21 protein-coding genes are annotated in these 25147 nt (G+C 67.0%); 10 read left to right on the top strand and 11 right to left on the bottom strand.

Annotated features, from left to right (window positions below):
* Positions 1–7: 7 nt before the first annotated feature.
* Entirely contained in the window at positions 8–1465 is a 1458-nt protein-coding gene (locus tag ACEN88_RS00810) for a sodium:solute symporter family protein (RefSeq protein ID WP_413336944.1), read from the bottom strand.
* Between the two features lie 138 nt (positions 1466–1603).
* On the opposite strand from ACEN88_RS00810, the gene ACEN88_RS00805 reads away from it, so the two are divergent.
* The gene (locus ACEN88_RS00805; RefSeq protein ID WP_413336943.1) at positions 1604–3088 is read left to right on the top strand and encodes an aldehyde dehydrogenase; all 1485 of its coding nucleotides are present in this window, start codon (positions 1604–1606) and stop codon (positions 3086–3088) included.
* Positions 3089–3129: 41 nt separating this feature from the next.
* On the opposite strand, the gene ACEN88_RS00800 is transcribed toward ACEN88_RS00805, so the two are convergent.
* Positions 3130–3882 carry a LytR/AlgR family response regulator transcription factor gene (locus tag ACEN88_RS00800; RefSeq protein WP_413336942.1) on the bottom strand — a complete coding sequence of 251 codons (753 nt, stop codon included), beginning with the start codon at positions 3880–3882 and terminating at the stop codon, positions 3130–3132.
* Positions 3879–4919 carry a sensor histidine kinase gene (locus tag ACEN88_RS00795; protein WP_413336941.1) on the bottom strand — a complete coding sequence of 347 codons (1041 nt, stop codon included), beginning with the start codon at positions 4917–4919 and terminating at the stop codon, positions 3879–3881. The genes ACEN88_RS00800 and ACEN88_RS00795 overlap by 4 nt, the downstream gene beginning before the upstream one ends.
* A gap of 233 nt (positions 4920–5152) precedes the next feature.
* Between ACEN88_RS00795 and ACEN88_RS00790 the strand changes: the two genes are divergently transcribed.
* Positions 5153–6475: a glutamine synthetase family protein gene (locus ACEN88_RS00790; RefSeq protein ID WP_413336940.1), complete on the top strand. Its 1323-nt coding sequence runs from the start codon at positions 5153–5155 to the stop codon at positions 6473–6475.
* Here the strand turns inward: ACEN88_RS00790 and ACEN88_RS00785 are convergent, their stop codons facing one another.
* Positions 6476–8044, bottom strand: coding sequence for a response regulator (locus ACEN88_RS00785; RefSeq protein ID WP_413336939.1), 1569 nt, complete (start codon positions 8042–8044; stop codon positions 6476–6478).
* Positions 8045–8194: 150 nt separating this feature from the next.
* Here ACEN88_RS00785 and ACEN88_RS00780 point away from each other — a divergent pair, with 150 nt between their 5' ends.
* Positions 8195–8974, top strand: a complete 780-nt coding sequence (locus ACEN88_RS00780; protein ID WP_413336938.1) for a DeoR/GlpR family DNA-binding transcription regulator — start codon at positions 8195–8197, stop codon at positions 8972–8974.
* A complete protein-coding gene (locus ACEN88_RS00775; RefSeq protein WP_413336937.1) occupies positions 8971–10143 on the top strand; it encodes an MFS transporter in 1173 nt (390 codons plus the stop codon). Before ACEN88_RS00780 ends, ACEN88_RS00775 begins: the two co-directional genes overlap by 4 nt.
* On the opposite strand, the gene thpR is transcribed toward ACEN88_RS00775, so the two are convergent.
* Both thpR and panB read right to left on the bottom strand, forming a co-directional pair.
* Positions 10140–10649: an RNA 2',3'-cyclic phosphodiesterase gene (thpR, locus tag ACEN88_RS00770; protein ID WP_413336936.1), complete on the bottom strand. Its 510-nt coding sequence runs from the start codon at positions 10647–10649 to the stop codon at positions 10140–10142. The two genes, ACEN88_RS00775 and thpR, sit on opposite strands and share 4 nt — an antisense overlap.
* Position 10650: 1 nt before the next feature.
* Positions 10651–11487 carry a 3-methyl-2-oxobutanoate hydroxymethyltransferase gene (panB, locus tag ACEN88_RS00765; protein WP_413336935.1) on the bottom strand — a complete coding sequence of 279 codons (837 nt, stop codon included), beginning with the start codon at positions 11485–11487 and terminating at the stop codon, positions 10651–10653.
* Positions 11488–11638: 151 nt separating this feature from the next.
* Here panB and ACEN88_RS00760 point away from each other — a divergent pair, with 151 nt between their 5' ends.
* On the top strand, positions 11639–12856 hold the full coding sequence (locus ACEN88_RS00760; protein WP_413336934.1) for an anion transporter: 1218 nt from the start codon (positions 11639–11641) through the stop codon (positions 12854–12856).
* 132 nt (positions 12857–12988) lie between these two features.
* Entirely contained in the window at positions 12989–15148 is a 2160-nt protein-coding gene (locus ACEN88_RS00755; protein ID WP_413336933.1) for a TonB-dependent receptor plug domain-containing protein, read from the top strand.
* Between the two features lies 1 nt (position 15149).
* Here ACEN88_RS00755 and folK read toward each other — a convergent pair whose 3' ends face one another.
* From folK to ACEN88_RS00730, 5 genes are read right to left on the bottom strand one after another with little or no spacing between them, the layout of a single operon-like run.
* Entirely contained in the window at positions 15150–15626 is a 477-nt protein-coding gene (gene folK / locus ACEN88_RS00750) for a 2-amino-4-hydroxy-6-hydroxymethyldihydropteridine diphosphokinase (protein WP_413336932.1), read from the bottom strand.
* Positions 15623–17011, bottom strand: coding sequence for a polynucleotide adenylyltransferase PcnB (pcnB, locus tag ACEN88_RS00745; protein ID WP_413336931.1), 1389 nt, complete (start codon positions 17009–17011; stop codon positions 15623–15625). The genes folK and pcnB overlap by 4 nt, the downstream gene beginning before the upstream one ends.
* The gene (locus ACEN88_RS00740; protein WP_413336930.1) at positions 17004–17678 is read right to left on the bottom strand and encodes an HAD family hydrolase; all 675 of its coding nucleotides are present in this window, start codon (positions 17676–17678) and stop codon (positions 17004–17006) included. Before ACEN88_RS00740 ends, pcnB begins: the two co-directional genes overlap by 8 nt.
* Positions 17675–18367: a DnaA regulatory inactivator Hda gene (gene hda, locus ACEN88_RS00735; RefSeq protein WP_413336929.1), complete on the bottom strand. Its 693-nt coding sequence runs from the start codon at positions 18365–18367 to the stop codon at positions 17675–17677. Before hda ends, ACEN88_RS00740 begins: the two co-directional genes overlap by 4 nt.
* A gap of 33 nt (positions 18368–18400) precedes the next feature.
* Positions 18401–19483 carry an AI-2E family transporter gene (locus tag ACEN88_RS00730; RefSeq protein WP_413336928.1) on the bottom strand — a complete coding sequence of 361 codons (1083 nt, stop codon included), beginning with the start codon at positions 19481–19483 and terminating at the stop codon, positions 18401–18403.
* A gap of 148 nt (positions 19484–19631) precedes the next feature.
* On the opposite strand from ACEN88_RS00730, the gene purM reads away from it, so the two are divergent.
* The 4 genes from purM to ACEN88_RS00710 form a co-directional block, all read left to right on the top strand.
* The gene (gene purM / locus ACEN88_RS00725; RefSeq protein ID WP_036239287.1) at positions 19632–20675 is read left to right on the top strand and encodes a phosphoribosylformylglycinamidine cyclo-ligase; all 1044 of its coding nucleotides are present in this window, start codon (positions 19632–19634) and stop codon (positions 20673–20675) included.
* 7 nt (positions 20676–20682) lie between these two features.
* Positions 20683–21276: an adenylyl-sulfate kinase gene (gene cysC, locus ACEN88_RS00720; RefSeq protein WP_413336927.1), complete on the top strand. Its 594-nt coding sequence runs from the start codon at positions 20683–20685 to the stop codon at positions 21274–21276.
* A gap of 75 nt (positions 21277–21351) precedes the next feature.
* Positions 21352–22197 (top strand): sulfotransferase family protein, encoded by an 846-nt coding sequence (locus ACEN88_RS00715; RefSeq protein WP_413336926.1) that lies wholly within the window; start codon positions 21352–21354, stop codon positions 22195–22197.
* A partial coding sequence (locus ACEN88_RS00710; RefSeq protein WP_413336925.1) for a DUF4347 domain-containing protein occupies positions 22194–25147 on the top strand: 2954 nt, incomplete at its 3' end. The genes ACEN88_RS00715 and ACEN88_RS00710, both read left to right, overlap by 4 nt.

Here is a 25147-nt window from a genome sequence, read left to right as displayed (position 1 = left end):
TATGCGATTACACGCTGACCGCCGTCTTGTGCGGCTCGTGCCGGTTCTTGAGCACCTGCGGCGCCAGCGAGCCGACGAACATGCCCGCGAACGCCGCCAGCAGGCCCGCCAGCTGGCCCGGGAAGACTTCGCCCAGCGGCGAGATCTGCGGGAAGAACACGATCCACGTGGCGATGCCGGCGACCAGCGACAGGATCGCGCCCTGCGTCGTCGCGCGCTTCCAGTACAGGCCGGTGACGAGCGGCACGAAGGCGCCGACGAGCGTTACCTGGTACGCGGACGACACGAGGTCGTAGATCGACGTGCCCTTCATCGCGATGGCGTAGGCCAGCACGAGCGAGGCGAACACGACGATGGTGACGCGCATCGCGAGCAGTTGCTGGCGGTCGCTCATGCCCGGGCGCAGGTTTTTCAGGATGTTTTCCGTGAAGCTCGTCGACGGGGCGAGCAGCGTGGCGGACGACGTGCTCTTGATGGCGGACAGCAGGGCGCCGAAGAACAGGATCTGCATGATCAGCGGCATCTTCGTCATCACGAACGTGGGCAGCACGCGCTGGTAATCGCTCTTGGCCAGTTCCAGCGCATCATTGCCCATCACGATCACGGCGCACGCGACGACGAACATCGGCACGAACGCGAAGATGATGTAGCTGGCGCCGCCGATCACGGCGCCGGCGCGCGCGGTCGGGGCGTTCTTGGCGGACATCACGCGCTGGTACACGTCCTGCTGCGGAATCGAGCCCAGCATCATCGTCACGGCCGAGCCGACGAAGAAGGCGATGTCGGTGAACTTCGGCTCCGGCAGGAAGTGCCACAGGTTCGCGTTGTTGGCCATGTCGATGACGGCACCGGTGCCGCCGGCCAGCTTCGCCGAGAACACGGCGATGATGGACAGGCCGACCACGAGCACGATCATCTGGATGAAGTCGGTGATCGCGACGGCCAGGAAGCCGCCGATGACGACGTAGATCAGCACGGCGAGCGTGCCGACGATCATGCCGGCCGTCTCCGACATCGCGCCGTTCGTCAGCACGGAGAACACGAGGCCCAGCGCGGTGATCTGCGCCGCGACCCAGCCGAGGTAGGACAGGATGATGGCGGCCGAGCAAAAGACTTCGATGCCCTTGCCGTAGCGGGCGCGGTAGTAGTCGCCGATGGTCAGCAGGTTCAGTTTATAGAGGCGGGCGGCGAAGAACAGGCCGACGAGAATCAGGCAGGTGCCGGCGCCGAACGGGTCTTCCACCAGCGCGCCCAGGCCGCCCTGCACGAATTTCGCCGGGATGCCCATCACGGTTTCGGCGCCGAACCAGGTGGCGAACGTCGTCGTGATGACCATGATCAGCGGCAGGCTGCGGCCGGCGACGGCGAAGTCGGACGTGTTTTTGATCCGCGTGCCGGCCCATACGCCCAGGCCGAGCGTGCCGAGCAGGTAGAGCACAACGGACGTAATCAGAATAGTGTTCATTAAATGCTCCGCGGCAGGCGATTAACTGAAATTACGGCGGGGAAAAATTCGCGATTATAGCGGCAGAAATCGGCATTTGGATCGATTTTGTTTGCTAGTATCGGCCTGACAACAAGTTGTAATCTCGATGGAGGCATTATGACCACGCCAGGCTGGCATGAGCGTTCCAAAAGGGTGCATATCGACGGCCGCGCCGTCGTCGAGGGCCGGCGGATCGACGCCGCATCGGGCGCCCGTTTCGACAATATTTCTCCCATCGACGGCCGCATCCTGGGCGAGATGGCCCGCTGCGACGCGGCCGACGTCGATGCCGCCGTCGCCAGTGCCCGCGCCGCGTTCGAGGACGGCCGCTGGGCGAGTAAAGCCCCGGCGGAGCGCAAGCGCACCCTGATCCGCTTCGCCGACCTGATGCTCGCGCACGAAGACGAACTGGCCCTGCTGGAAACCCTCGACATGGGCAAGCCCATCCGCTACAGCAAGAGCGTGGACGTGCGGCTCGCGCAGAACTGCATCCGCTGGTACGGCGAAGCCATCGACAAGATCTACGACCAGGTCGCGCCGAGCCCGCAGGACAGCCTGGCCCTCATCACGCGCGAACCGGTCGGCGTCGTCGCCGCCATCATCCCGTGGAATTATCCGATGCTGATGGCCGCGTGGAAGATCGGCCCGGCACTCGCGGCCGGCAACAGCGTCGTGCTGAAGCCGTCGGAAAAGGCGCCCCTGAGCTCCTTGCGGCTGGCCGAGCTGGCGCTGGAAGCGGGCGTGCCGGAAGGCGTGTTCAACGTGCTGCCCGGCTACGGCGACGAGGCGGGCCGCGCGCTCGCGCTGCACATGGATGTCGACTGCATCGGTTTTACCGGTTCCACGCGCGTGGGCAAACAAATCCTGCAGATGGCGGGGCAGTCGAACCTGAAGCGGGCGTGGACGGAGCTGGGCGGCAAGTCCGCGAACATCGTGTGCGCGGACTGTCCCGACCTCGACGCGGCCGTCGCGGGCGCCATCGGCGCGATCTATTTCAACCAGGGAGAAAGCTGCAACGCGCCGTCGCGGTTGTTCGTCGAGGAATCGATCCGGGAAGCGTTCCTCGACAAGGCCCTGGCGTTGATCCCGCAGTACGCGCCGGGCGACCCGCTCGACGAATCCACCGTGATGGGCGCGATCGTCGATTCGATCCAGATGAAGACGGTGCTGGGCTATATCGAGGACGGCAGGGCGGCCGGCGCGCGCCTGCTCGCGGGCGGCAACGCGGCACGCGCGGAGACCGGCGGTTTGTACATCGAACCGACGCTGTTCGACGGCGTGGAGTCCACGATGCGCATCGCGCGCGAGGAAATCTTCGGGCCCGTGCTGTCCGTACTGTCGTTCACGGACCTCGACGAGGCGGTGCGCCAGGCCAACGCGACACCGTATGGCCTCGCGGCGGCCGTGTGGACGTCCGACATGAGCCGCGCGATCCGCACGTCACGCAGGCTGCGCGCGGGCACCGTGCACGTGAACCAGTACGACAACGACGACATCACGGTGCCGTTCGGCGGCTACAAGCAGTCGGGGAACGGCAGGGACAAGTCGCTGCACGCGTTCGACAAGTACACGGAACTGAAGACGACGTGGATTCAAATCTGACCCGTATACCCAAGACCGACGTTGGTTTATTGCGCGTCTGATTAAATCGCCATCTCCCTGAGCACCTTCGACGCTTCCCGGCTCGCCGTCAGCACGGCGCCGTCGCGCATCGTGATCTCGAGCTGCGACTGGTCGTCCGCGCGCATGGAATCCACGAAGTCGAGGTTCACGAGCGCCGAGCGGTGGATGCGGATGAAGCGGCCCGGGTCCAGCTGGGCTTCCAGTTCCGAGATCCCGATGCGCACGAGGAAGGTGTGGCCGCGCGCGGCGATCGCCGTGTATTTCGCATCCGCCTTCAGGTAGGCGATCTCGTTCACGGACAGCGGAAAGATGCGGCCGCGGTCGCGCACGAGGATGCGTTCGATGCGGCTCGGCACACGATCGACCGCCAGCGTGAGCGCGCCGCCGATGACGTCGGGCGCTGGGACGGACGATCCCGGCGTCTCCAGCAGGCGCGCGACGGCCGCGTCGAAGCGGGCGCGCGTAAAAGGTTTCAGCAGGTAGTCGACGGCATTCAGTTCGAACGCGGTCACGGCGTACTGGTCGTATGCAGTCGTGAACACGATGTCCGGCACGACGGTCAGGCGGCGCAGCACGTCCAGGCCCGTCATCTCGGGCATCTGGATATCCATGAAGACGATGTCGGGGCGGATGCGGGAGATCTGCGCGAGCGCGCTGGCGCCGTCCGCCGCTTCGCCCACGAGGCGCAGGCCCGCATGGGCATAGATGAAGTCGCGCAGGACGTCGCGCGCGAGCGGTTCGTCTTCCGCGATGAACACGGTCCGGGCATTCATGTGAATTCCTTGTCGTTGGCGGGCACGGGAATGGCCATCGTGACGACGAAGCCGGCGCCCGGCGCCGTGTCGATGGCGAGTCCCTCCTCGGTGCCGTATTCCAGTTGCAGGCGGCGCTCGACGGTGCGCAGGCCCAGGCCGTTCGACGCGCGCACGCGGCCGATGTCGGCGCCGGGGCCGTCGTCGCCGACGGACAGCACGAGCCTGCCCGTGTGCGCGTCGAGGCGCGTGCGGATCAGCAGGCGGCCCGGCCGGCTGTGCGGGTTGAACGCGTGCTTGATGCTGTTCTCGACGAGCGGCTGCAGCGACAGCGCGGGCAGCAGGTGGCTGGAGGCGGCATCGTCGAGCTCCCAGTCGACGTGCAGGCGCGCGCCGAGGCGCAGGCTTTCCAGTTCCAGGTAGTCGCGCACGAAGCGCAGTTCGTCGTCCAGCGTCACACGGTCGTTGCCCGTCTTTTCCGTGTCCAGCACGTAGCGCAGCATGTCGGAAAACTGGAACAGCGCGGTCTCGGCGGCGTTCGGGTCCTTGCGCGTGAGGGCGATGATCGAGTGCAGCGTGTTGAACAGGAAGTGCGGATTGAGCTTGCTGCGCAGCGCGTTCAGCTCCGTCGCGACGAGCAGCGCGTGCGCCTGCTGCACGGCGACTTCCTGCCGGCGGCGCGCATCGTTGGCGCGGATCATGTGGAACGCGGTGGCGATGACGCCATAGCCCATCATCGAATACAGCACGGGCCACACGTAGAACGACAGCGGCTGCGTCGTCTCGTAGAGGAGCCCCGGCAGCGCGTACGACAGGATGGCGTACGTCGGCGCGCCCACGCCGTGGATCAGGCAGCGCGTCGCGAACGGGACGTGGCGGCGTTCCATCCAGCCGCTGAGCGGCCAGTGCAGGGCGAGCACGAAGGCCTGGGGCACGATCCACAGCATCGGGATCAGGCCGCGCCAGTTGTAGCCGTGCTGGCTGGAGTCGGCGAGCCGCAGCACGACCGCGAGCAGCACCATGTACGCGAGCCAGGCGCAGGCGTAGTTACGCCACATGCGGGTGGTTTTCGGCTGTGTCGTGGTCGTCAGCTGTTCCATTCATAAAGTATGACGCAGGACGGCGCTTGGCGGAACGGCGATGACGCGAAGTGCGGTATCGCGGCAACTAATTGAGGAAATGAGGCGAAAGCGGGGCCGCCCGACCCGCGCGCGGCCTAAAAATCGCCGATGCTATATTGACTCGCATCGAGTCAAGCGAGGGTGTGATGGATTCCGAAGCGCATAATCCGATGCGCGATTTTCTGCGCGAACACAATATCCACGAAGTCGAGTGCGTCATCGCCGACATGACGGGCATTGCCCGCGGCAAGATCCTTCCGAAAGACCTGTTCCTGGCGGGCGAGCACATGCGGTTGCCGAAAAGCGTGCTGCTGAACACGGTCCATGGCGAACAGCCGAACAACACGCCGTACGTCGGCTCCATCGATCCCGACATGGTCTGCGTGCCCGACCCGGCCACGATCCGCGTCGTGCCCTGGGCGACGGAGCGCGTCGCGCTCGTGATCCACGATTGCACGAACTTCGACGGTACCCTGGTCGACCTCGCCCCGCGCTCCGTGCTGCGCCGCGTGCTGGGCCTGTACGCCGAACGGGGCTGGCGGCCCGTCGTGGCGCCCGAAATGGAGTTTTATCTCGTCGCGCGCACGACGAATCCGCACGAGCCGTTGAGTCCGCCTACGGGCCGCAGCGGCTTCACGGAGCAGGGCCGGCAGTCGTATTCGATCGATGCCGTCAACGACTTCGATCCGTCCTTCCTGGAACTGTCGGCGTTCTGCAAGCAGCACGAGCTCGGTGTCGAGACGCTGATTCACGAGGCCGGCGCCGGGCAGATGGAAATCAATTTTACGCACGGGGACGCGCTGGAGCTGGCCGACCGCGTGTTCCTGTTCAAGCGGGCCGTGCGCGAAACGGCGCTACGCCACGGCATCTTTGCCACGTTCATGGCCAAGCCGATGGAGACGGAGCCAGGGAGCGCCATGCACGTGCACCAGAGCATTGTCGACGCGGACGGCCGCAACATCTTTTCCAACGACGACGGGTCGGAGAGCACCCTGTTCCGCCACTTCATCGGCGGGCTCGAACGCTACGTGCCGGCGGCGACACTCCTGTTCGCGCCGCACGTGAATTCCTACCGGCGCCTGTCGCGCTTCCAGTCGGCGCCGATGAACGTGCACTGGGGCTACGACAACCGCACGTGCGGCATCCGCATCCCGAACTCGAGCCCGGCCAGCCGCCGCGTGGAAAACCGCGTGCCCGGTGTCGACGTGAATCCGTATCTTGCGATGGCGGCCACGCTGGCCTGCGGCTTCCTCGGCATGGTCGAAGGGCTGGAACCGTCGGCGCCAACGCCCGAGAGCGCGGAGCACATCCACGGCGACCTGCCGCGCAATCTCGAAGATGCGATCGTGCAGCTGCGCGGGTGCCCGGCGCTGGCCGACATGCTGGGATCCTTGTTCGTGCAGGCATTCTGCGAAGTGAAGGAGCTGGAGTTCGCGACGTTTTCGCGCGTGATCAGTTCGTGGGAGCGGGAGCACCTGATGCTCCTCGTCTGATCATACGCAGGGCAGGGTGATGGTCAGGCGCGTGTGCCCGTCGCCCGTCTCCATGGTGGCGTCGCCGCCCTGGACCTCGGCCATCAGGCGGATCGAATAGGTGCCGAGGCCCATGCCGCCCTGCTTGCCGGCCGTGGCGTACTTGTCGAAGAAGCGGCCGCGCATGGTCAAGGGAACCTCGCCCTCGTTGTCGATCACGACGTGCAGGCTGCCGGGCCCCGGCGCCACGTCGACCTTGATCGTGCCGCCCGGCGGCGCCGCCTCGGCCGCGTTCTTGAAGGCGTTCGAGAACATCGAATAGCACAGCAGCGATTCGCCCAGGCAGACGGTGTCGCCCGGCGCGGCGAAGCGGATGGCGATGCGACGATCCGTGAACGCGAGCTCGGTCTGCTGCGCGACGCGCGACAGCAGCGCTTTCATGTCGAACGGCTGCAGCGCCGGCTGGTACTCGCCCTTTTCCATCTTGTGGATGTCGAGCGTGCGGTTGATCATGTCGAGCGCGTGATTGGCGGCCATCTCGATCATGTGCGCATGTTCGCGGTGCGCATCCAGCAGGTCGCCCGCGAGCAGCGCCTGGCTCGCGTGCAGGGTGACGGCGATGGGGCTCTTGAGGTCGTGGCGCGTCATTCGCTCCACGTCTTCGCGCAGGTGCGCGTTCTCGATCAGCAGTTCGTTCTGGCGCTTCAGGTCGCCCATCGCAGTGGCCAGCGCCAAATGTGTCGCGATGCGCGCCTTCAGGATCGTCGGGTCCGCAGGCTTCGACACGTAGTCGACCGCGCCCAGGCGCAGGCCGCCCACGATGTCGTCGACGGCGTCCTTCGCGGACAGGAAGATGATCGGGATGTGCGCCGTCTTCGGATCGGCTTTCAGGTGGCGGCACGTCTCGAAGCCATCCATCACGGGCATCATGATGTCGAGCAGGATGATATCGATGGGGAAGGCGGCCGCGATCTCCAGCGCCTTGCGGCCGCTGATCGCCACCTTGATCGCGTACTCGTCCTTGAGCGCGCCGGCCAGCACCTCGATATTGGTCGGCACGTCGTCCACGATCAGCACCGTGCAGCGCTTCAGGCGCTCGGCCAGCGGGGCCTGCAGGCCGATGACGTCGGCCTGGACGGGCGTCGGCTTCAGCACCGGCGGCGGCGCGGAATCGGGCCGCGGCACGGGTTCCGGCGCAGGCTCGGACTCTTGCACCGTGCCGATCATCGCCATGAACTTGCTGGCGAAGCTGTGCACGGTGAACGGCTTGATCATGTACGCGTTGACGCCGGCCCGCAGCGCGCTGCGCACGGAAGCGGGATTCGCCTCGGCCGTCAGCATCATGAACGGCGTCTTCGCATAGCGCGCGTCATGGCGCATCCAGTGCAGCAGGTCCAGGCCGCTCATCACCGGCATGCCCCAGTCGCCGATGACGATGTCGATCGTCTGCTTGCGCATGAGGTCTTGCGCGGTCTTGCCGTTCTCGGCCTGGAACACGTTGGAAAAGCCGAGTTCCGTCAGCACCTGGCGCACGGCGGTGCGGATCAGGAGATAGTCGTCGACGATCAGGATGGCAGCGGACTTATGCATATTGTTCTGATAATGAATGCAGCGAGTGTAGCAATGATTAGGCCGCCAACCAACCACCAGGTCGCCTGTATGCATGAATGTGCGTGTTTGTATTGATTATTGCTGGTTTGTGCGTAAACGTGTAAAGTGTGTGCATTCAAGGAGACATATATGCAACTGGCGGAAGAACGACGCCAACACATCGTCGACACGGTCGAGCAGCAGGGCAAGGTGCTGGCGGCCGAACTGGCGCAGCGGTTCAATACATCGGAAGACACGATCCGCAGGGACCTGCGCGACCTGGACGCGGCGGGCCTCTTGCGCCGCGTGCACGGCGGCGCGATGCGGCGCACGCAGCCGGTGCCCAGCTTCGGCCAGCGCGTCGATGCCGACGAAGCGCGCAAGGAGATGCTCGCGCGCGCGCTGGCCGACAGCGTGCAGCCGGGCGACACCGTGCTCGTCGATGCGGGCACGACCAATCTCGCGTTCGCGCGCCAGCTGGAAGACGGCCGGGCCGCGACCATCATCACCAACAGTCCGCAGATCGCGCTGGGCCTGGGCCATTTGCGCATTACCCGCGTCGTGCTGCTGGGCGGCGTGTATTCCGCTCACGTGGGCGCCGTGATGGGCGCGCAGACGCTGGCCGAGATCCAGCGCCTGCGCGTGGACGTGTCGGTCGTGGGCGTGTGCAGCGTCGAGGCCGAGCGTGGCCTGGGCGCGAGCGACCCCGAGGAAGCCATCCTCAAGCAGGCCATCCTGGCCGCGGGCAGCCGGCGCGTCGTCGCCGCGCTGAACGAGCGGCTGGAAGCGCCGGCGCCGTTCCCGATCGCGCCGCTGGCGGACATCGACCGCCTCGTGCTGGAAGCGGATGCGGCACCCACCGTGGTCGCGCGCCTGCGCAAGGGCGAGCGCGCACCTGAAATCGTACTGGCAGCAAGGAGCCGCGCATGAGCCGCATCGACGACACACTATCCCTCCAAAGGGCGCCGGCCGCCAGCGTGAACGCCGCGCGCTGGTCCGTGTCGATCATCTTCCTGCTGAACGGCGCCGGCATCGGCGTGTGGGCCGCGCACGTGCCGCTCGTGCAGGCGCGTGCCGGCATCGACACGGGCGTGCTCGGCTTCCTGCTGCTCACCATCGCGGGCGGCGCGATCTCCGCGATGCCGCTGTCCGGCTGGATGGCGGGACGCTGGGGCACGCGCGCCGTCGTCGTCGGCAGCGGCCTGCTGTTCGCGCTGACGAGCGACATCCTGATGAACGTGAGTGGCCTCGTGCCGCTGTTCCTCGCGGCGTACGCATTCGGCGCCAGCAACGGCGTGCTGGACGTGGCGATGAATGCCAACGCCAGCGAGGTCGAGGCGGCGCGCGGCATCCCGACGATGTCCTCGTTCCACGGCTTCTACAGCCTCGGGGGCCTGATCGGCGCGGCGCTCGGCGGCCTCATGATCGGCGCGGGCCTCGGCGACGGCCGCGGTGCCATGATGGTGAGCGCCGCCATCTTCTCCGCCGTGGTGTCGTGCGGCGGGCGTTTGCTGGTCGTCCCGCCGGCGCCGCATGCGAGCCATTTCGCCTTGCCGCGCGGACCCGCGCTGTTCCTCGGTTTATTGGCCCTGCTGTGCTTCGCCATCGAGGGCGCGCTCGTGGACTGGAGCGCGCTGCTGCTGAAGGAGCGCACGCAGGTCGATGCGGCGACGGCGGCGCTCGGCTACTCCGCGTTCTCGGTGACGATGGCCGCCTGCCGTTTCGCGGGCGACCGGCTCGTGCTGCGTTTCGGTCCGCTGCGCGTGATGATCGTCGGTGGCCTGGGCATGTTCGCGGGCCTGATGCTGGCCGTGGTCAGCACGCAGTTCTGGCTGTCGGCGCTGGGCCTCGCGCTGATCGGCCTCGCCGCGGCGAACGTCGTGCCGCTGATCTTCGCGGCGGCCGCGCGCATGCCGGGGATGTCGGCCGGCGGCGGCCTCGCGACGGTCGCCACGCTCGGTTACGCGGGCCTGTTGATGGCGCCGCCGCTGCTCGGGGCGATTGCGGCGCACACGAACATCGCCGTGGCGCTGGGCATCCTGTCGTTGTCGGGGATCGTGATCGCGGCGAATGCGCGGATCGTGAAGCGGAACGGTTAGCGGTATTCGCGCAGCACCGTGTAGGTGCCGGCGTGCGATGCGACGAGGGCGTAATGCGTGATCGCCCAGTCGATCGCGGGACCGGCGGCGGGGATGACCGCGCCGTTCGCGCGCCGTGCCATCGTCACGTGCGGGCGATAGGCGCGGGCTTCCGGCGTCAGTCCCAGCGCCATTAAAGCGTCGGACAGCCGCGCATGCAGGTCCAGCAACCCTTGCGGTTCGCTGAGCGGCTCGATCCACGCGATGCCGCTGCGCTGCAGCGCGGCGCGGCCGAACTGCAGGTCGAACGGTTCGAAAGGCACCCGGAAGCCGTCCAGGAAGTCGGGCAGCCGCGCGGTGGGCTGGTTGCCGAGGAAGTGCAGGGTCACGTGCAGTTTATCCGTGTGGACAGGCGTCGCGCCGCGCGGCCACGTCCACGCGTCGCGCCACGCGCGCAACTGGTCACGCACGGGCTCAATCGGCCACAGGGCCAGGAAGAGGCGGGCGGTGTCCGGCTGCGCGCTCATCTCAGAAGCAGTGTTCCGGCGCCGGGAAGCTGCCGTCCTTCACGGCCGCGACATAGGCCTGCACGGCGGCGTCGATGCTCGTCTGGCCTTCCATGAAGTTCTTCACGAAGCGCGCCTTGCGGCCCGGGAAGACGCCCAGCAGGTCGTGCATGACGAGCACCTGGCCGGAGCAGTCCGGACCCGCGCCGATGCCGATCGTCGGCACCTGCAGGATGCCCGTCACTTCCTTGCCCAGCGCCGCGGGCACGGCTTCCAGCAGCACCATCGCGGCGCCGGCTTCCTGCAGCGCCAGCGCGTCGCGCTTGAGCTGCTCCGCGCCTTCGTCCGTCTTGCCCTGCACCCGGTAGCCGCCCAGCTGGTGGACGAATTGCGGCGTCAGGCCGATGTGGGCGCAGACGGGAATGCCGCGCTCGGTCAGGAAGCGGACCGTTTCGGCGAGCCACTCTCCGCCTTCGATCTTGATCATCTGGGCGCCCGCGCGCATCAGGGCGGCGCAGCTGTCGTAGGCCTGCTGCAGGGTGCCGTAGCTGCCGAACGGCAGGTCGGCCAGCACGAACGCGTTCTTGCGGCCGCGTACGACGGACGCCGTGTGGTAGGCCACGTCGGCCACCGTCACGGGCAAGGTCGAGTCGTAGCCGGCGCACACCATGCCCAGCGAATCGCCGATCAGCAGGATGTCCACGCCGCAGCGGTCCATCAGCGACGCGAAGCTGGCGTCGTAGCAGGTGAGCATGGCGATCTTCTCGCCGGACGCGCGCATCGCCAGCAGCGAGGGCAAGGTCACGGCCTTGCGTACCGGTGCTTCGTTCGTCGAGGTTCCGCCCAGGTAAGCGCTCATAGTATTCCTTTGCAAATCAAAATAGGCCGTGCCGGAGGATCGCCCCGGCGTGCCACGCGTCCGGGCAGGCATGCGGTCACAGGCGTGCCCGGTATCGTTTGTTAAGATGCGCGATCTTACCCGAAAACGCCGCCGGCATTCGTGCAACCCCATGGCCACAACAATCCTCATCATCTTCCTCATCGTCTATCTTGGCATGATCCTCGGCGGCCTGCCGTTCCTGCGCCTCGACCGGACCGGCGTCGCGCTGCTCGGGGCGATTGCGCTCATCAGCATCAATGCGCTGACGCTGGAGCAGGCGGTGGCATCGATCCATTTGCCGACGATGGCGCTCCTGTTCGCGTTCATGGTCGTCTCCGCGCAGATGCGGCTGGGGGGATTCTACGACTGGGTCACGCAAAAACTGGCGGGGCTGGCGCTGAGTCCCGCCAGCCTGCTGGGCGTGCTGATAGGCGTGTCCGCCGCGCTGTCGGCCGTCTTCAGCAACGACATCGTCTGCCTCGCGATGGCGCCGCTGCTCGTCGACGCGTGCCGCCAGCGCCAGCTCGCGCCGGTCCCGTATCTGCTGGCGCTCGCGTGCGCCTCCAACATCGGCTCGGCCGCGACCCTGATCGGCAATCCGCAGAACATGCTGATCGGCCAGACAATGCGGCTGTCGTTCGACGGTTACTTCCTCGACGCGATCCTGCCCGTCGCGCTGGGCCTCGCCGCCTGCTGGGTGCTGATCGCCTGGCAGACGAAAGGGCGCTGGAAAGAGCGCGCAGCCGCCGCCGAATCCCAAGCCGCAACGGTGCCTTTCGATGCGTGGCAGACGACGAAGGGCCTGCTGATCGCGGGCGCGCTGCTGGTGGCGTTCCTCGTCGCGCCATGGCCCCGTGAGCACATGGCGCTGATCGGCGCGGGCATCCTGTTGATGAGCCGCCAGCTGCGTTCGCAGAACATGCTGGGCCTCGTCGATTGGGAATTGCTCGTGCTGTTCATGAGCCTCTTCGTCGTGAACGCCGCGTTCCAGGGCACGGGCTTCACGACGCATGCGATTGCCTGGCTCGCGTCGCTCGGCGTGCGGCTCGACCAGCCGGGCTTCCTGTTCGCCGCCACGTTCGTGCTCTCGAACCTGGTCTCGAACGTGCCCGCCGTGATGCTCCTGATGCCAGTCGTGCACCATCCGCTGGGCGGCGTCATGCTGGCGCTGGTCAGCACCCTGGCCGGCAACCTGCTGATCGTCGGCAGCATCGCGAACATCATCGTCGTGGACGCGGCGGCGCGGCGCGGCATCGTCATCGACTGGCGGCGCCACGCGCGCGTGGGCGTGCCGGTCACGTTGATGACGCTGGCCGTCTCCGGCGTCTACCTGGCGCTGCGCTTCTGAACGGTTGGATGCCACGTTTTTCCAAAAATATTACTTTTAATTGGAAGTTGAATTGCTAGCTAATAGCAAAATGATTGCCGTCGGGTGAATTTTCCGTGATAGGATCTGTTCAATAACGAACCGTTATCCATCATGCCCAACACCCGTTCCACGTCATTGGCTGCTGCCCACCTGGCGGTAGCGCTGCTGTCCCTCGATGCCGCCGGCGCCGAGCCGGTCCCGCAGGCCCGGGTCGAGGTACGCGGCTCGGCCGCGCAATACGATGCGCGGCGTGACGACACCTCGACCAGGATCGTGGTGACCCAGGAAGAACTCAGGAAATACGGCGACAGCACCGTGGCCGACGTGCTCAGGCGCCAGCCGGGCATCTCGATCAGTGGTGGTGGTCCCGGACGGGGCGGCGAGATCCGCATGCGCGGCCTGGGCAGCGGCTATACGCAGATCCTGCTCAACGGTGAACCGGCGCCGAACGGTTTCTCGCTCGATTCGCTGGCGCCGGAGCTGGTGGAGAGAATCGACATCCTGCGCGTGGCGACCGCCGACATGAGTGCGCAATCGATCGCCGGCACCATCGACATCATCCTCAAGCGCAAGGTGCGGCAGGGGCAGCGCGACCTGAAGCTGCAGGCCGAACATTCCAACGTGTTCTTTTCGCCGAGCGCGTCGCTGCAGATCGCGGACAAGGGCAAGGCGATGTCCTATTCCGTCGTGGCGGACGTGCGCAAGGGCAGCTTCGAACAGGATTACGACCAGGTCGAGCAAGGCTGGGACGGCGCCGGCCGGCCGGTGTTGCTGCGCAAGGTGGCGCGCAAGAACGACGGCGGGTTTCGCGCGCTGTCGCTGACGCCGCGCGTGAACTGGACGCTGGACAACGGCGACACGCTCAGCTCGCAGTCCTTCGTCCGCGTGCAGCGCTCGGACAGCCGGACCGAAGGCCACTGGAGCGCCACCCTGGGCGACCTGCCCGACTACCCGAACGACCGCACCTGGCCGGACGATCGGCGCAGCCAGCTGCGGTCCGACCTCAATTGGATGCACAAGCTCGGCCCGGACGAGAAGCTGGAAGCGAAAGCGGGCCTGAACGCCAGCCGTGTACGCAACCGCCAGCACGAAGCCGGCTACGGCACGGCCGGGGAGCGAACGCTGGACCGCGACGTGCACAACGATACGGACGGGCGTGGGGCTACGTTGACCGGCAAGTACAGCAAGTCCTACGCGAGCGGCCATCAGTTCAGCGCCGGCTGGGATGCGGCGCGCCAGTCCACCGAGGCCGCGCGCGCGTCCCGCGAACTGCAAGGCCTGGCCGGCACGCCGGTGCGGGACGACCGGCAGTACGACGCCACGCTGCATCGCCTCGCCTTGTATGCGCAGGATGAATACGCCATCACGCCGCGGCTGTCGACGTACCTGGGCCTGCGCTGGGAGACGCTGCGCACCCGCAGCGCAGGCAGCGATTTCAGTGCCATCCACAACACGGCCAGCATGCTGAGCCCGATCCTGCAGGGCCTGTGGAAGCTGGACGGCAAGCAGGACCAGCTACGCGTTGCCTTGTCGCGCACCTACCGTGGCGTCGACCTGGAGCGTTTGATTCCGCGCGTGACCCGCTCGCTGAACAACACGGAGGTCACCCCTGACACCGCCGGCAATCCGGCATTGAAACCGGAGCAGGCCTTCGGCGTCGACGCGGCCCTGGAACACTTCGGCGGCCATGGCGAGCAGGTGAGCCTGTCCGTGTACGCGCGCCGGATCAGCGACACCATCCACGACGACACCCGCCTCGTGGCGGGCCGCTGGGAGACGACGCCCGTGAACGACGGCAGCGCACGCACGCGCGGCATCGAGTTCGACGCCAGGCTGCCGCTGCGCACGCTGCTCTCCCGCGCCGCCAATGTCGACCTGCACATGAACGTGACGCGCAACTGGTCCAGCGTGAGCAACGTGCCCGGCCCGGACAACCGCCTGGCCGGCCAGACGCCGCTCACGGCCAACGCCGGCTTCGACTACCAGTTCGGCGCGACCGTCAGCTGCGGCGCGAATTTCACGTTCCGCGGCGGTGGACCGCAGCGCATCTCGCGCACGACGGGCACCTATTCGACCGCCAAGCGCGAACTGGACCTGTATGCGTTATGGAAGCTGACGCCGAAGACGCAACTGCGCGTGACCGCCGTGAACCTGTTGGCCGAACCTGCCACCGAGGAGACGCGCTACGGCGACGCGTCCGGCAGCCTGCGCAAGACGTCCGTCTATCCGTTCAGCGCCATCCTGCGCGTGGGACTGGAAACGCAGTTGTGATTCAGCCGAGCCGTTCGATCGCCTGGTCCGCGACCTGCGCGCGCAACGCGCTCACGGCACCGCGGCCGGGGATGACGAGATCGGGCGCGACTTCGGCCAGCGGCGCGAGCACGAACGCGCGCTCGTGCATGCGGGGGTGAGGGACGATCAGCGTGGGCGCATCGTCGATGACCTGGTCGCCGTAGAGGAGCAGGTCGAGGTCCAGCGTGCGCGGCGCGTTGCGGTAGGGCCGCTCGCGGCCGTGCGCCTGCTCGATGGCGAACAGGGCCTGCAGCAGGGCGTGTGCGCCGAGCCCGGTGTCGAGCATTGCCACGGCGTTGATGTAGTCGTCGCCCGAGGAATCGATCGGCGCCGTGCGGTACAGCGGCGACGTCTGCAGCAGCCTTGCCCCAGGCAGGCGCGACAGGCGCTCGATCGCATCGAGCACGTTCGCGCGCGCGTCGCCCAGGTTGGCGCCGATGCCGACCCAGGCGATCATTCGCCGCCTGCCGCCCGCTGTGCCTCCGCCGATGCGTCTGCAGGCGCCGCACCTTCGCCTTCCGCGCGGCGCGGGCCGCGGCGGCGCGGGCGTTTCTTCTGGCTGGACGGCTGGACGTCGCGCGCGGAATTGACCAGGCGTTCGCGCTCGGCGATGTCGCCGGCGTAGAACGTCGCCCACCAGTTGCCGATCTCCGCATCGAGCTCGCCCGATTCGCAGCGCAGCAGCAGGAAGTCGAAGCCGGCGCGGAAGCGCGGGTGCTCCAGCAGCTTATACGGGGTCTTGCCGGTGCGGCGCTCGAAGCGCGGCTGCATGGCCCAGATGTCGCGCATGTCGGTCGCGATGCGGCGCTGCAGGGCGAGGTTGTCGGTCTGGTTGTCGAGGACGTCGTCCGCCGCGAGGTGCAGCGCGGGGATCGGCGATTCGCCGGCGGCGCGGTACGCATTCCACTTTTCCAGCACCTGGTGCCACAGCAGCGACGCGAACAGGAAGCCCGGCGACACGCCCTTGCCGGCTTTTACGCGCGTGTCCGTGGATTCGAGGGCCAGGGTCACGAACTTCATGCCGATCGGCTGTTCCAGCACGACGTCCAGCAGCGGCAGCAGGCCGTGGTGCAGGCCGGACGAGCGCAACTCCTTCAGGCAGGCCAGCGCGTGGCCGCTCATCAGGAGCTTCAGCATTTCGTCGAACACGCGCGCGGCCGGCACGTTGTTGATCAAGGGGGCCATCACGGGGATCGGGGCGCGGGTCGCCGGCTCGATCGTGAACTGCAGCTTGGCCGCGAAGCGCACGACGCGCAGCATGCGGACCGGATCTTCGCGGTAGCGCGCTTCCGGCTGGCCGATGATGCGCAGGACCTTGGCGCGGATGTCCTCGATGCCGCCGTGGTAGTCGAGCACCGACTGCGTGGCCGGGTCGTAGTACATGGCGTTGATGGTGAAGTCGCGGCGCTCGGCATCTTCGTGCTGCGGACCGAAGTTATTGTCGCGCAGGACGCGGCCATGTTCGTCCTTCGGCGCGTTGTCGCTGCCCTTGCCGCGGAACGTGGTCACCTCCAGCAGGTCCTGGCCGAACATCACGTGCACGATCTGGAAGCGGCGTCCGATGATGAAGGCGCGCCGGAACAGCTTTTTCACTTCCTCGGGCGTCGCGTCGGTGGCGATGTCGAAGTCCTTCGGCTTCACGCCCAGCAGCAGGTCGCGTACGGCGCCGCCGACGACGAACGCCTTGAAGCCGGCTTCCTGCAAGGTCTGCGTGACGCGCACCGCGTTGTTCGACACGAGCTTCGGATCGATGCCGTGCTGCTCCGGCCCGAGGATGACGGGTTCGGTCGGGTCGCGCTCGTCTTTGACGCCCAGGATTTTGCGGATGAATTTTTTAATCATTGAAAAGGTGCAGTGAAGTCCAGCCGAGGGCGTTGGCGTGTTGGTTCAGTTTCTCGCTCGGGTTGGTCGCCACCGGGTGCGAGACGACCGACAGCAGCGGGATGTCATTGTGCGAATCGCTGTAGAACCAGCTGCGCTTGAAACTGTCGAACGGGCGGCCCAGGCCGTCCAGCCACGCGTGCATGTGCGTCACCTTGCCTAGTCCCTGCGTGGGCGTGCCGGCCAGCTTGCCGGTCGGGTGGCCGCGCTCGTCCAGCTCGGGGCGCGCGGCGATCAGGTGCTCGACGCCGAATTCGCGCGCGATCGGCGCGGTGACGAACGCATTGGTCGCCGTGATGATCGCCACGAGGTCGCCCGCGTCCTGGTGCTTGCGTACGAGATCGAGCGCCTTCGGACGGAGCGCCGGGCGGATCACCTCCCGCATGTACTGCGCCTGCAGGTCTTTCAGATGGGCCGGATCGAAGCTGGCCAGCGTACCGAGGGCGAATTCGAGGTATTCGACCGGGTCGAGCGTGCCGGCGTTGTACTGCGCGAAGAAGGCGTCGTTGCGGCGCTGGTGTTCGGCGGCGTCGACGACGTTCTCACGCACGAGGAACTGGCCCCATTCGTAGTCGGAGTCGATCGGCAGGAGGGTGTGGTCGAGGTCAAACAGCGCGAGGTCGTTCATTCTTTTGGTTCGGAGTGTGGACTGCCGGGATTGCCCTGAAGCAAGAGATCGCGCAGCAGCGGTACCGTGACCGGACGCTGGGTCTCGAGCGAATACTGGTCGAGCGCATCCAGCATGGTCGACAGGGAGCGCATGTCGCGCTTGAAATGGGACAGCAGATAGGGTAACACGCTGGCGGACAGCGTCAAACCGCGGGCCTCGGCGGCCTGCGTGAGGGCGGCGATCTTCTGGTCGTCGGACAGGCCGTGGATCTGGTACACGAGACCCCAGCCCATGCGGGTCCGCAGGTCTTCGCGCACCGGGAGCACGGCCGGCGGCACCGGCCCCGTGCAGACCATGTAGGCGCCATGCTCGCGCACCTGGTTGAACAGGGCGAAGGCGTCGATCTGGCGTTCGGGCGACAGCTGGTCGACGTCGTCGACGAGGTACAGGCTCACGTCTTGTGTCAATACGAAGTCGTCCGCACCGCTCGTCGCCGCGATGTAGCGCGCGCCATCGGTGGCGGCGAGGCCTTGCAGCAAATGCGTCTTGCCGGCGCCCGTTTCTCCCCACAGGTAGCAGAAATGCTCGCGCGATGCGCGCTGGGCGAACTGGTGCATCAAGTGCGCCATTTCGGCATTTTCCCCTATCTGGAAGGTGTCGAGGCTTTGCGCCGGCTCGGCGCCCAAGTCGAGCACCAGCTGTTTCATGGCTCGGTTCTCTTCATGTCGTGTGCGTAGGAACTAGGCATTATAAAAGCTGCTGCGCAGATAGTGGCGTTTCAAGTGACGGAAAGCCACCATCAGCACGGCCGACGCCGGCAACGCCAGCAGCACGCCCACGAAGCCGAACAGCTGGCCGAAGGCGAGCAGGGCGAAGATCACGGCCAGCGGATTCAGCCCGATGCGCTCGCCCACGAGGCGCGGCGTGAGGAAAAAACCTTCGATGACCTGGCCCGCGCCATAGATCACCGCGACGGCGATCACGCCGCTCCAGTCGGAAAACTGCAGGATGGCGGCCGTCAGCGCCAGCACGAGCCCCAGGCCGTAGCCCAGGTAGGGGATGAAGACGAGCAGGCCCGTCAATATGCCGACCGGCAGCGCCACCTCGAAGCCGGCCAGCGCCAGCGCGGCCGAGTAATACAGCGCCAGCACGAGCATCACGAGCAGTTGCCCGCGCAGGTACTGGGCCAGCAGCGCGTTGACTTCCTGGGCCATGCCCACCGTCTGGCGCACCCAGCGGCGCGGGACGGCGTTTTCAAGTTGCAGCAGCAGGCGGTGCCAGTCCAGCAGCAGGTAGAACAGCACGACGGGGATCAGGATCGCCGTGGCGACCCAGCCGAGCAGGGCGCTGCCGCCCACGCGCGCGGACGCGAGCACGGTCGTCCAGATCTCGTCGCTGGACGTCATGATCTGCTGCGTGAGGATGGTGCGCAGGCTGCTGCCGTCCAGCTTGATGTGAATGCCCAGCTGCGCCAGGCGGGGCGACAGGATGGTGTCGATGCGGGCCAGCGCGTCCGGGATCTGGGCCTGCAGCAGCGGCAATTCCGTGCGCAGCACCGGCACGACGATCAGCACGAGGGCGGTGACGGACGCCAGGAACGCGAGGATCACGACGACGACGGCGAGCGAGCGCGGCAAATGGAACTTGCCGAGACGCGTGCGTTCGAGCCGGTCGACGGCGCCGTTCAGGGCGTAGGCGAGGATGGCGGCGGCGATGAATGGGGTGAGGATGGGGCCGAGGGCGTACAGCAGCAGACCGCAAGCGAGCCAGAGTGCCAACCAGAACGCTGACTGTTTTTGCTCCGGGCTGAGGGAAAAAGGCATCTAATTGTTGTTCTTGACCGTTAAAACGGTGCCGCGGCAGGCCGTTTTGATAAAATAATGGATTGATCGACTGGCTACTGCCGGTGCACGCTGTTAAATGCCCAGTTGTCAACCGCCTACTATTTTACCGCCTCCGCTGCCAAATACCATGAGCCAACCATCTAATGTTTCTCTCTCCTACCGCGACGCTGGTGTCGATATCGATGCCGGCGACGCCCTGGTCGAAGCGATCAAACCTTTTGCCAAGCGCACCATGCGCGAAGGCGTGCTCGGCGGCATCGGCGGTTTCGGTGCGCTGTTCGAAATCAGCAAGAAGTATAAAGAACCGGTCCTCGTGTCCGGCACCGACGGCGTCGGCACCAAGCTGAAACTGGCGTTCGAACTGAACCGCCACGACACGGTCGGCATCGACCTCGTCGCCATGAGCGTCAACGACATCCTCGTGCAGGGCGCCGAGCCGCTGTTCTTCCTGGATTACTTTGCTTGCGGCAAGCTGGACGTGCCGACCGCGACCGCCGTCGTCAAAGGTATCGCCACCGGCTGCGAACAGGCCGGCTGCGCCCTGATCGGCGGCGAAACGGCCGAAATGCCGAGCATGTACCCGGACGGCGAATACGACCTGGCCGGCTTCGCCGTCGGCGCCGTGGAAAAATCGCAGATCATCGACGGCACGAAAATCGCCCCGGGCGACGTCGTGCTGGGCCTGGCTTCGTCGGGCATCCACTCGAACGGCTATTCGCTGGTGCGCAAGATCATCGAGGTGTCGAAGCCGGACCTGGAAGCCGACTTCCACGGCCGCAAGCTGTCCGACGCGCTGATGCAGCCGACCCGCATCTACGTGAAGCCGCTGCTGGCGCTGATGCAGGCGATGGAAGTGAAGGGCCTCGTGCACATCACGGGCGGCGGTCTCGTCGAAAACATCCCGCGCGTGCTGCAGGATAATCTGACGGCCGTGCTCGACAGCAAGTCGTGGACCCTGCCGCCGTTGTTCCAATGGCTGCAGCAGCACGGCGGCGTGGCCGACGCCGAGATGCACCGCGTGTTCAACTGCGGCATCGGCATGACCGTGATCGTCTCGAAAGAGAACGCGGACGCGGCCGAAGCCCAGCTGAAGGCGGCCGGCGAGACCGTGTACCGTATCGGCGAGATCCGCGCGCGTGGCGAAGGCCAGGCGCAGACGATCGTCGAATAAGTCTTTCATGACCCAGCCCGTCGGTGCCGCGGAGCGGCGGCACCGCGCCGGCCACGACGGCGCGGTGGTGTGGATCACCGGGCTGTCCGGCGCCGGCAAGACGACGCTGGCGCTGGCCCTCGAGCGCGCCCTGTTCGACCGGGGATGCACCGTGTTCGTGCTGGACGGCGACAAGGTCCGGCACGGCCTGTGCGCCGACCTCGGCTTCTCTCTCCCCGAACGCTCCGAAAACATCCGCCGCATCGGCGAGACGGCGCGCCTGTTCTACGAGGCGGGCCAGATCGTGATCGTTTCCGCCATCTCCCCGCTGCGCGCCGACCGCGCCCGCGCCCGGGCCCTGATTCCCGCCCCGTATTTCATCGAAGTCCATTGCCGCTGCCCGCTCGCCGTGTGCGAGGCGCGCGACCCGAAAGGCCTGTACCGCAAGGCGCGCGCGGGCCTGCTGCCGGAATTCACCGGCATTTCCTCGCCCTACGAGGCACCGGATGCGCCCGAGGTGCTCGTCGACAGCGCCGCGTCATCGGTCGCGCAGGAAGTCGGACGCATCCTGGCCGAGCTGGAACGCCGCGCCATTGTTGCGAATTCGGTTCAAGGCGCTTAACAATTTATTGCTTCGGTTATAAATTTCGTTCATCATTTCTGGGTGTCAACAGTTGGCCGATGCCTGGGTGGTGCCATGACGTACCAGACGTTCCACTTCATTTCCGGCCTTCCGCGGTCGGGCTCGACGCTGTTGTCGGGCATCCTCCTGCAAAATCCCCGTTTCCACGCGGGCATGACGAGTCCCGTCGGTTCGTTGTGCACGGCCGTCCTGGGCCAGGTCAGCGCCGGCAGCGAGTTCGCGCCGGTCGTCGGCCGCGACAAACGCAAGGCGCTGCTGCGCGGCCTGTTCGACGCTTACTACGGCGACGTCGGCCGGCCCGTCGTGTTCGACACGAACCGCAGCTGGTGCGCGCGCATGCCGCTCGTGCGCGACCTGTTCCCGCAGGCGAAGGTGATCGCGTGCGTGCGCAACGTCGCGTGGATCATGGACAGTTTCGAGCGTATGTACCGCGCCGATCCGTACGAGCACACGCGCCTGTTCGGCGCGGGCGGCGCGCGCGGCACCGTGTACAGCCGCCTCGAAGGCCTCGCCCAGCACGACCAGACGGTCGGCCATGCGTGGTCCGCCCTGCGCGACGCGTTTTACGGCGAGCACGCGGCGTCGCTGCTGGTGGTCGACTATGAATTGCTGACGCGCGCGCCGGCCAAGGTCATGCGCCTCGTCTACGACTTCCTCGGCGAGCCGTATTTCGAGCACGACTTCGACAACGTCGAGTACGACGCCGAGGAATTCGACGCCCAGCTGGGCGCGCCCGGGCTGCACAAGGTGAAGGCGCAGGTGAAATTCACGCCACGCCCGACCGTCATCCCGCCCGACCTGTTCGACAAATTCAACCAGATGTCCTTCTGGAACGACAAGGCGGGCAGCGCCGCCAACGTCATCGCCGTCCAGAACGCCCAACCAGGAACAACGTCATGACCTCCAATGCCCACGACGCCGACCTCGGCGACCTGACCATCGCCCGTCCGCGCACGGAAATCGTCTTCATCGAAGACAACGTGGCCGATCTCGGCACCTTGCTGGGCGGCATCGGGCGCGGCAAGGACGTCGTGATCCTGGATTCCGGCCAGGACGGCCTGCACCAGATCGCGCAGGCGCTGGCGGGGCGCAGCGGCATCGACGCCGTGCACATCGTGTCGCATGGCGCGGCCGGCACGCTGAACATGGGGACGCTGACGCTGGATGCGGCCACGCTGAACGCGCACGACGCCGACCTGCACGCCATCGGCAACAGCCTGCGCGCGGGCGGCGACATCCTGCTGTACGGCTGCGATACGGGCGCGGACGCCGGGTTCATCGACCGTCTTGCGCTCGCGACGGGGGCCGACGTCGCCGCCTCGTCCAACCCGACGGGCAGCGCCGCGCTGGGCGGCGACTGGGATCTGGAAGTGCGCGCGGGGCAGGTGGAGACGCCCAGCCTCGTCACGCCTGAACTGGCGGCCGCGTACCAGCAGGTGCTGGCGCTGTCGAACAAGACCGTGAGCTTTTCCACGGGCGCGAATTTCATCAGCAGGCCGAATACCGTGTACGACGGCGCCAATGGCGACGTGGTCTACAAGGTCGATGGCAACATCAATTACCTGCTGCGGGTCGATGCGGCCAGCACGGCGGTGGCGGCCTACGGTATCGCGCCGGGCTATGCGAACATCGCCGGGCAGTCGAGCTGGGACCAGGAACGAAAAGTCACGTTGTCGTTCGATACGGGACAGGTTTTCACGCCGAGCTCCGTCCAGCTCACGAACTTCCAGAGCCCCTCGACGCTGCCCCAGTACTCGGCAGCGCAGACCCTCACGTTCACGGCCTACGCCGCCGACGGCCACCTGCTCGGCACGCAGTCGGTGTACGTGCCGTCGGCCACCGGCTGGACGACGGCGGACCTGACCGCCTTCCAGGACGTCAAGAAGCTCACGATCACGACCACGGACAACGACGGCTTCCTGAAATTCGTCGCGCTGGACAACCTCGCCTTCAGCGCCGTGCACGCTCCCGTCGTCGCGCCTGCAGTGACGATGGTCGACGCGAGTACCGCCGACGGCGCCTACCGGGCCGGCCAGACAGTCCACGTCGCCGTGACGTTCGACCAGGCGATGACCGTCGACCTGGCGGGCGGCGCGCCGACGCTTACGCTGGAAACCGGCACGACGGACCGGAAGGCCGTGTATGCCGGCGGCAGCGGCACCGATACGCTGCTGTTCGACTACACGATCCAGGCCGGCGACACGAGCACCGATCTCGATTACACGAGCACCGCCGCCCTCGCGCTGAACGGCGGCACCATCAAGGGGGCCGGCAGCGGTACCGATGCGACCCTGACCCTGCCCACGCCCGGCGGCATCGGCTCGCTGGGCGTGAATGCCGCGATCGTGATCGACACGACCGCGCCGAACACGCCGTCGACACCGCAGTTGGCGCTGGCTTCGGACACCGGCACATCGAACAGCGACCAGATCACCAACGACACGACGCCGACCTTCACCGGCACGGCGGAATCCGGCTCGACGATCACGGTGTGGGACGGCGGCGACATCATCGACAGCATCACGGCCAGCGGCGGCACGTATTCGTGGACACCGGCGACCCCGCTGGCGAACGGTACCCACGCGATCGCCGTCTCGTCCACGGACGCCGCCGGCAACGTCAGCGCGACGTCGGCCGGCAATGGGATACAGATCGACACGGTCGCGCCCACGGTGACGGTCACGAGCGACACGTCCGCGACCCTGAAGGGCGGCGACACCGCCACGGTCACCTTCACGTTCAGCGAGGACCCGGGCGCAACGTTCACGGCGGCCGACGTCGTCGTCAGCGGCGGCACGCTGGGTGCGCTCTCCGGCACGGGCACGACGCGCACCGCGACATTTACGCCGACCGCGAACACGAACAACGGCACGGCCAGCGTCGCCGTGACGGGCTCGTCCTACATCGACGCCGCCGGCAATTTCGGCGGCACCGGCACGGCCCTGCAGATCGCGTACGACACCCTGGCCCCGACGCTGACGATCACCAGCGACAAGGCGACGCTGGCGGCCGGGGAGACCGCCACGATCACGTTTACGTTCAGCGAGGATCCGGGATCGACGTTCACGGCAGACGACGTTACCGTCAGCGGCGGCCAGCTGTCCGCGCCGTCCGGCAGCGGCACGACGCGCACGGCGACCTTCACGCCGGACGCCAACACGGACGGCGGCACCGCCAGCATCACGATCGGCGCCGGCAGCTATGCCGACACGGCGGGCAACACGGGCGGCGCGGGGACGACCCCGTCGCTTCACTTCGACACGCTGGCGCCGGCGGTGCCGCTGGCGCACCTCTCGCCGCTCAGCGACAGCGGCGCCGTTCCGGTCGACGGCGTGACCAGGGTCGTGACGCCGACCTTCGAGGGCTTCACCGAAGCCGGTGTCACCATCACGTTGTACGATACCGACGGCACCACGGTGCTGGGCAGCACGGTCGCCACCAACGGCATCTGGTCGATCACGACGTCGACGCTGAGCGAGGGCGCACACACGATCACCGCCAGGGCGAGCGATGCCGCCGGCAACGCGAGCGCCGCATCGCTCGGCACGCAGGTCACGATCGACACGACGGCACCGGACGCGCCGTCGACGCCGACGCCGGGCGCCACCACGACCAGCGACACGACCCCGACGTTCACGGGCACCGCCTCGGCGGGCGCCGCCGTCGACCTGTTCGATACCGACGGCACCACGGTGCTGGGCTCGACCGTTGCCGACGGCAACGGCGCCTGGAGCATCACGGCCACGACGATGGACGAGGGCACGCACACGGTGACGGCCAAGGCCACGGATCTGGCCGGTAACACCAGCGCCGCCTCGCCGGCGCAGGGCGTCACGATCGACACCAGCGC

It is taken from the genome of Massilia sp. CT11-108 (genome assembly GCF_047302915.1).
Taxonomy (GTDB): domain Bacteria; phylum Pseudomonadota; class Gammaproteobacteria; order Burkholderiales; family Burkholderiaceae_D; genus Telluria; species Telluria orientalis.
This window is presented reverse-complemented; position numbering and strand designations above follow the sequence as displayed.

What these genes read in the sequence shown, in the direction of transcription:
- purM (WP_036239287.1), top strand. Translation starts at nt 19,632, where the DNA reads ATGAGCCAACCATCTAATGTTTCTCTCTCCTACCGCGACGCTGGTGTC.
- ACEN88_RS00785 (WP_413336939.1), bottom strand. Translation starts at nt 8,044, where the DNA reads ATGCATAAGTCCGCTGCCATCCTGATCGTCGACGACTATCTCCTGATC.
- pcnB (WP_413336931.1), bottom strand. Translation starts at nt 17,011, where the DNA reads ATGATTAAAAAATTCATCCGCAAAATCCTGGGCGTCAAAGACGAGCGC.
- folK (WP_413336932.1), bottom strand. Translation starts at nt 15,626, where the DNA reads ATGATCGCCTGGGTCGGCATCGGCGCCAACCTGGGCGACGCGCGCGCG.
- ACEN88_RS00795 (WP_413336941.1), bottom strand. Translation starts at nt 4,919, where the DNA reads ATGTGGCGTAACTACGCCTGCGCCTGGCTCGCGTACATGGTGCTGCTC.
- panB (WP_413336935.1), bottom strand. Translation starts at nt 11,487, where the DNA reads ATGAGCGCTTACCTGGGCGGAACCTCGACGAACGAAGCACCGGTACGC.
- ACEN88_RS00800 (WP_413336942.1), bottom strand. Translation starts at nt 3,882, where the DNA reads ATGAATGCCCGGACCGTGTTCATCGCGGAAGACGAACCGCTCGCGCGC.
- ACEN88_RS00810 (WP_413336944.1), bottom strand. Translation starts at nt 1,465, where the DNA reads ATGAACACTATTCTGATTACGTCCGTTGTGCTCTACCTGCTCGGCACG.
- ACEN88_RS00805 (WP_413336943.1), top strand. Translation starts at nt 1,604, where the DNA reads ATGACCACGCCAGGCTGGCATGAGCGTTCCAAAAGGGTGCATATCGAC.
- ACEN88_RS00740 (WP_413336930.1), bottom strand. Translation starts at nt 17,678, where the DNA reads ATGAACGACCTCGCGCTGTTTGACCTCGACCACACCCTCCTGCCGATC.
- ACEN88_RS00715 (WP_413336926.1), top strand. Translation starts at nt 21,352, where the DNA reads ATGACGTACCAGACGTTCCACTTCATTTCCGGCCTTCCGCGGTCGGGC.
- ACEN88_RS00730 (WP_413336928.1), bottom strand. Translation starts at nt 19,483, where the DNA reads ATGCCTTTTTCCCTCAGCCCGGAGCAAAAACAGTCAGCGTTCTGGTTG.
- ACEN88_RS00755 (WP_413336933.1), top strand. Translation starts at nt 12,989, where the DNA reads ATGCCCAACACCCGTTCCACGTCATTGGCTGCTGCCCACCTGGCGGTA.
- thpR (WP_413336936.1), bottom strand. Translation starts at nt 10,649, where the DNA reads ATGAGCGCGCAGCCGGACACCGCCCGCCTCTTCCTGGCCCTGTGGCCG.
- ACEN88_RS00780 (WP_413336938.1), top strand. Translation starts at nt 8,195, where the DNA reads ATGCAACTGGCGGAAGAACGACGCCAACACATCGTCGACACGGTCGAG.
- hda (WP_413336929.1), bottom strand. Translation starts at nt 18,367, where the DNA reads ATGAAACAGCTGGTGCTCGACTTGGGCGCCGAGCCGGCGCAAAGCCTC.
- cysC (WP_413336927.1), top strand. Translation starts at nt 20,683, where the DNA reads ATGACCCAGCCCGTCGGTGCCGCGGAGCGGCGGCACCGCGCCGGCCAC.
- ACEN88_RS00760 (WP_413336934.1), top strand. Translation starts at nt 11,639, where the DNA reads ATGGCCACAACAATCCTCATCATCTTCCTCATCGTCTATCTTGGCATG.
- ACEN88_RS00790 (WP_413336940.1), top strand. Translation starts at nt 5,153, where the DNA reads ATGCGCGATTTTCTGCGCGAACACAATATCCACGAAGTCGAGTGCGTC.
- ACEN88_RS00775 (WP_413336937.1), top strand. Translation starts at nt 8,971, where the DNA reads ATGAGCCGCATCGACGACACACTATCCCTCCAAAGGGCGCCGGCCGCC.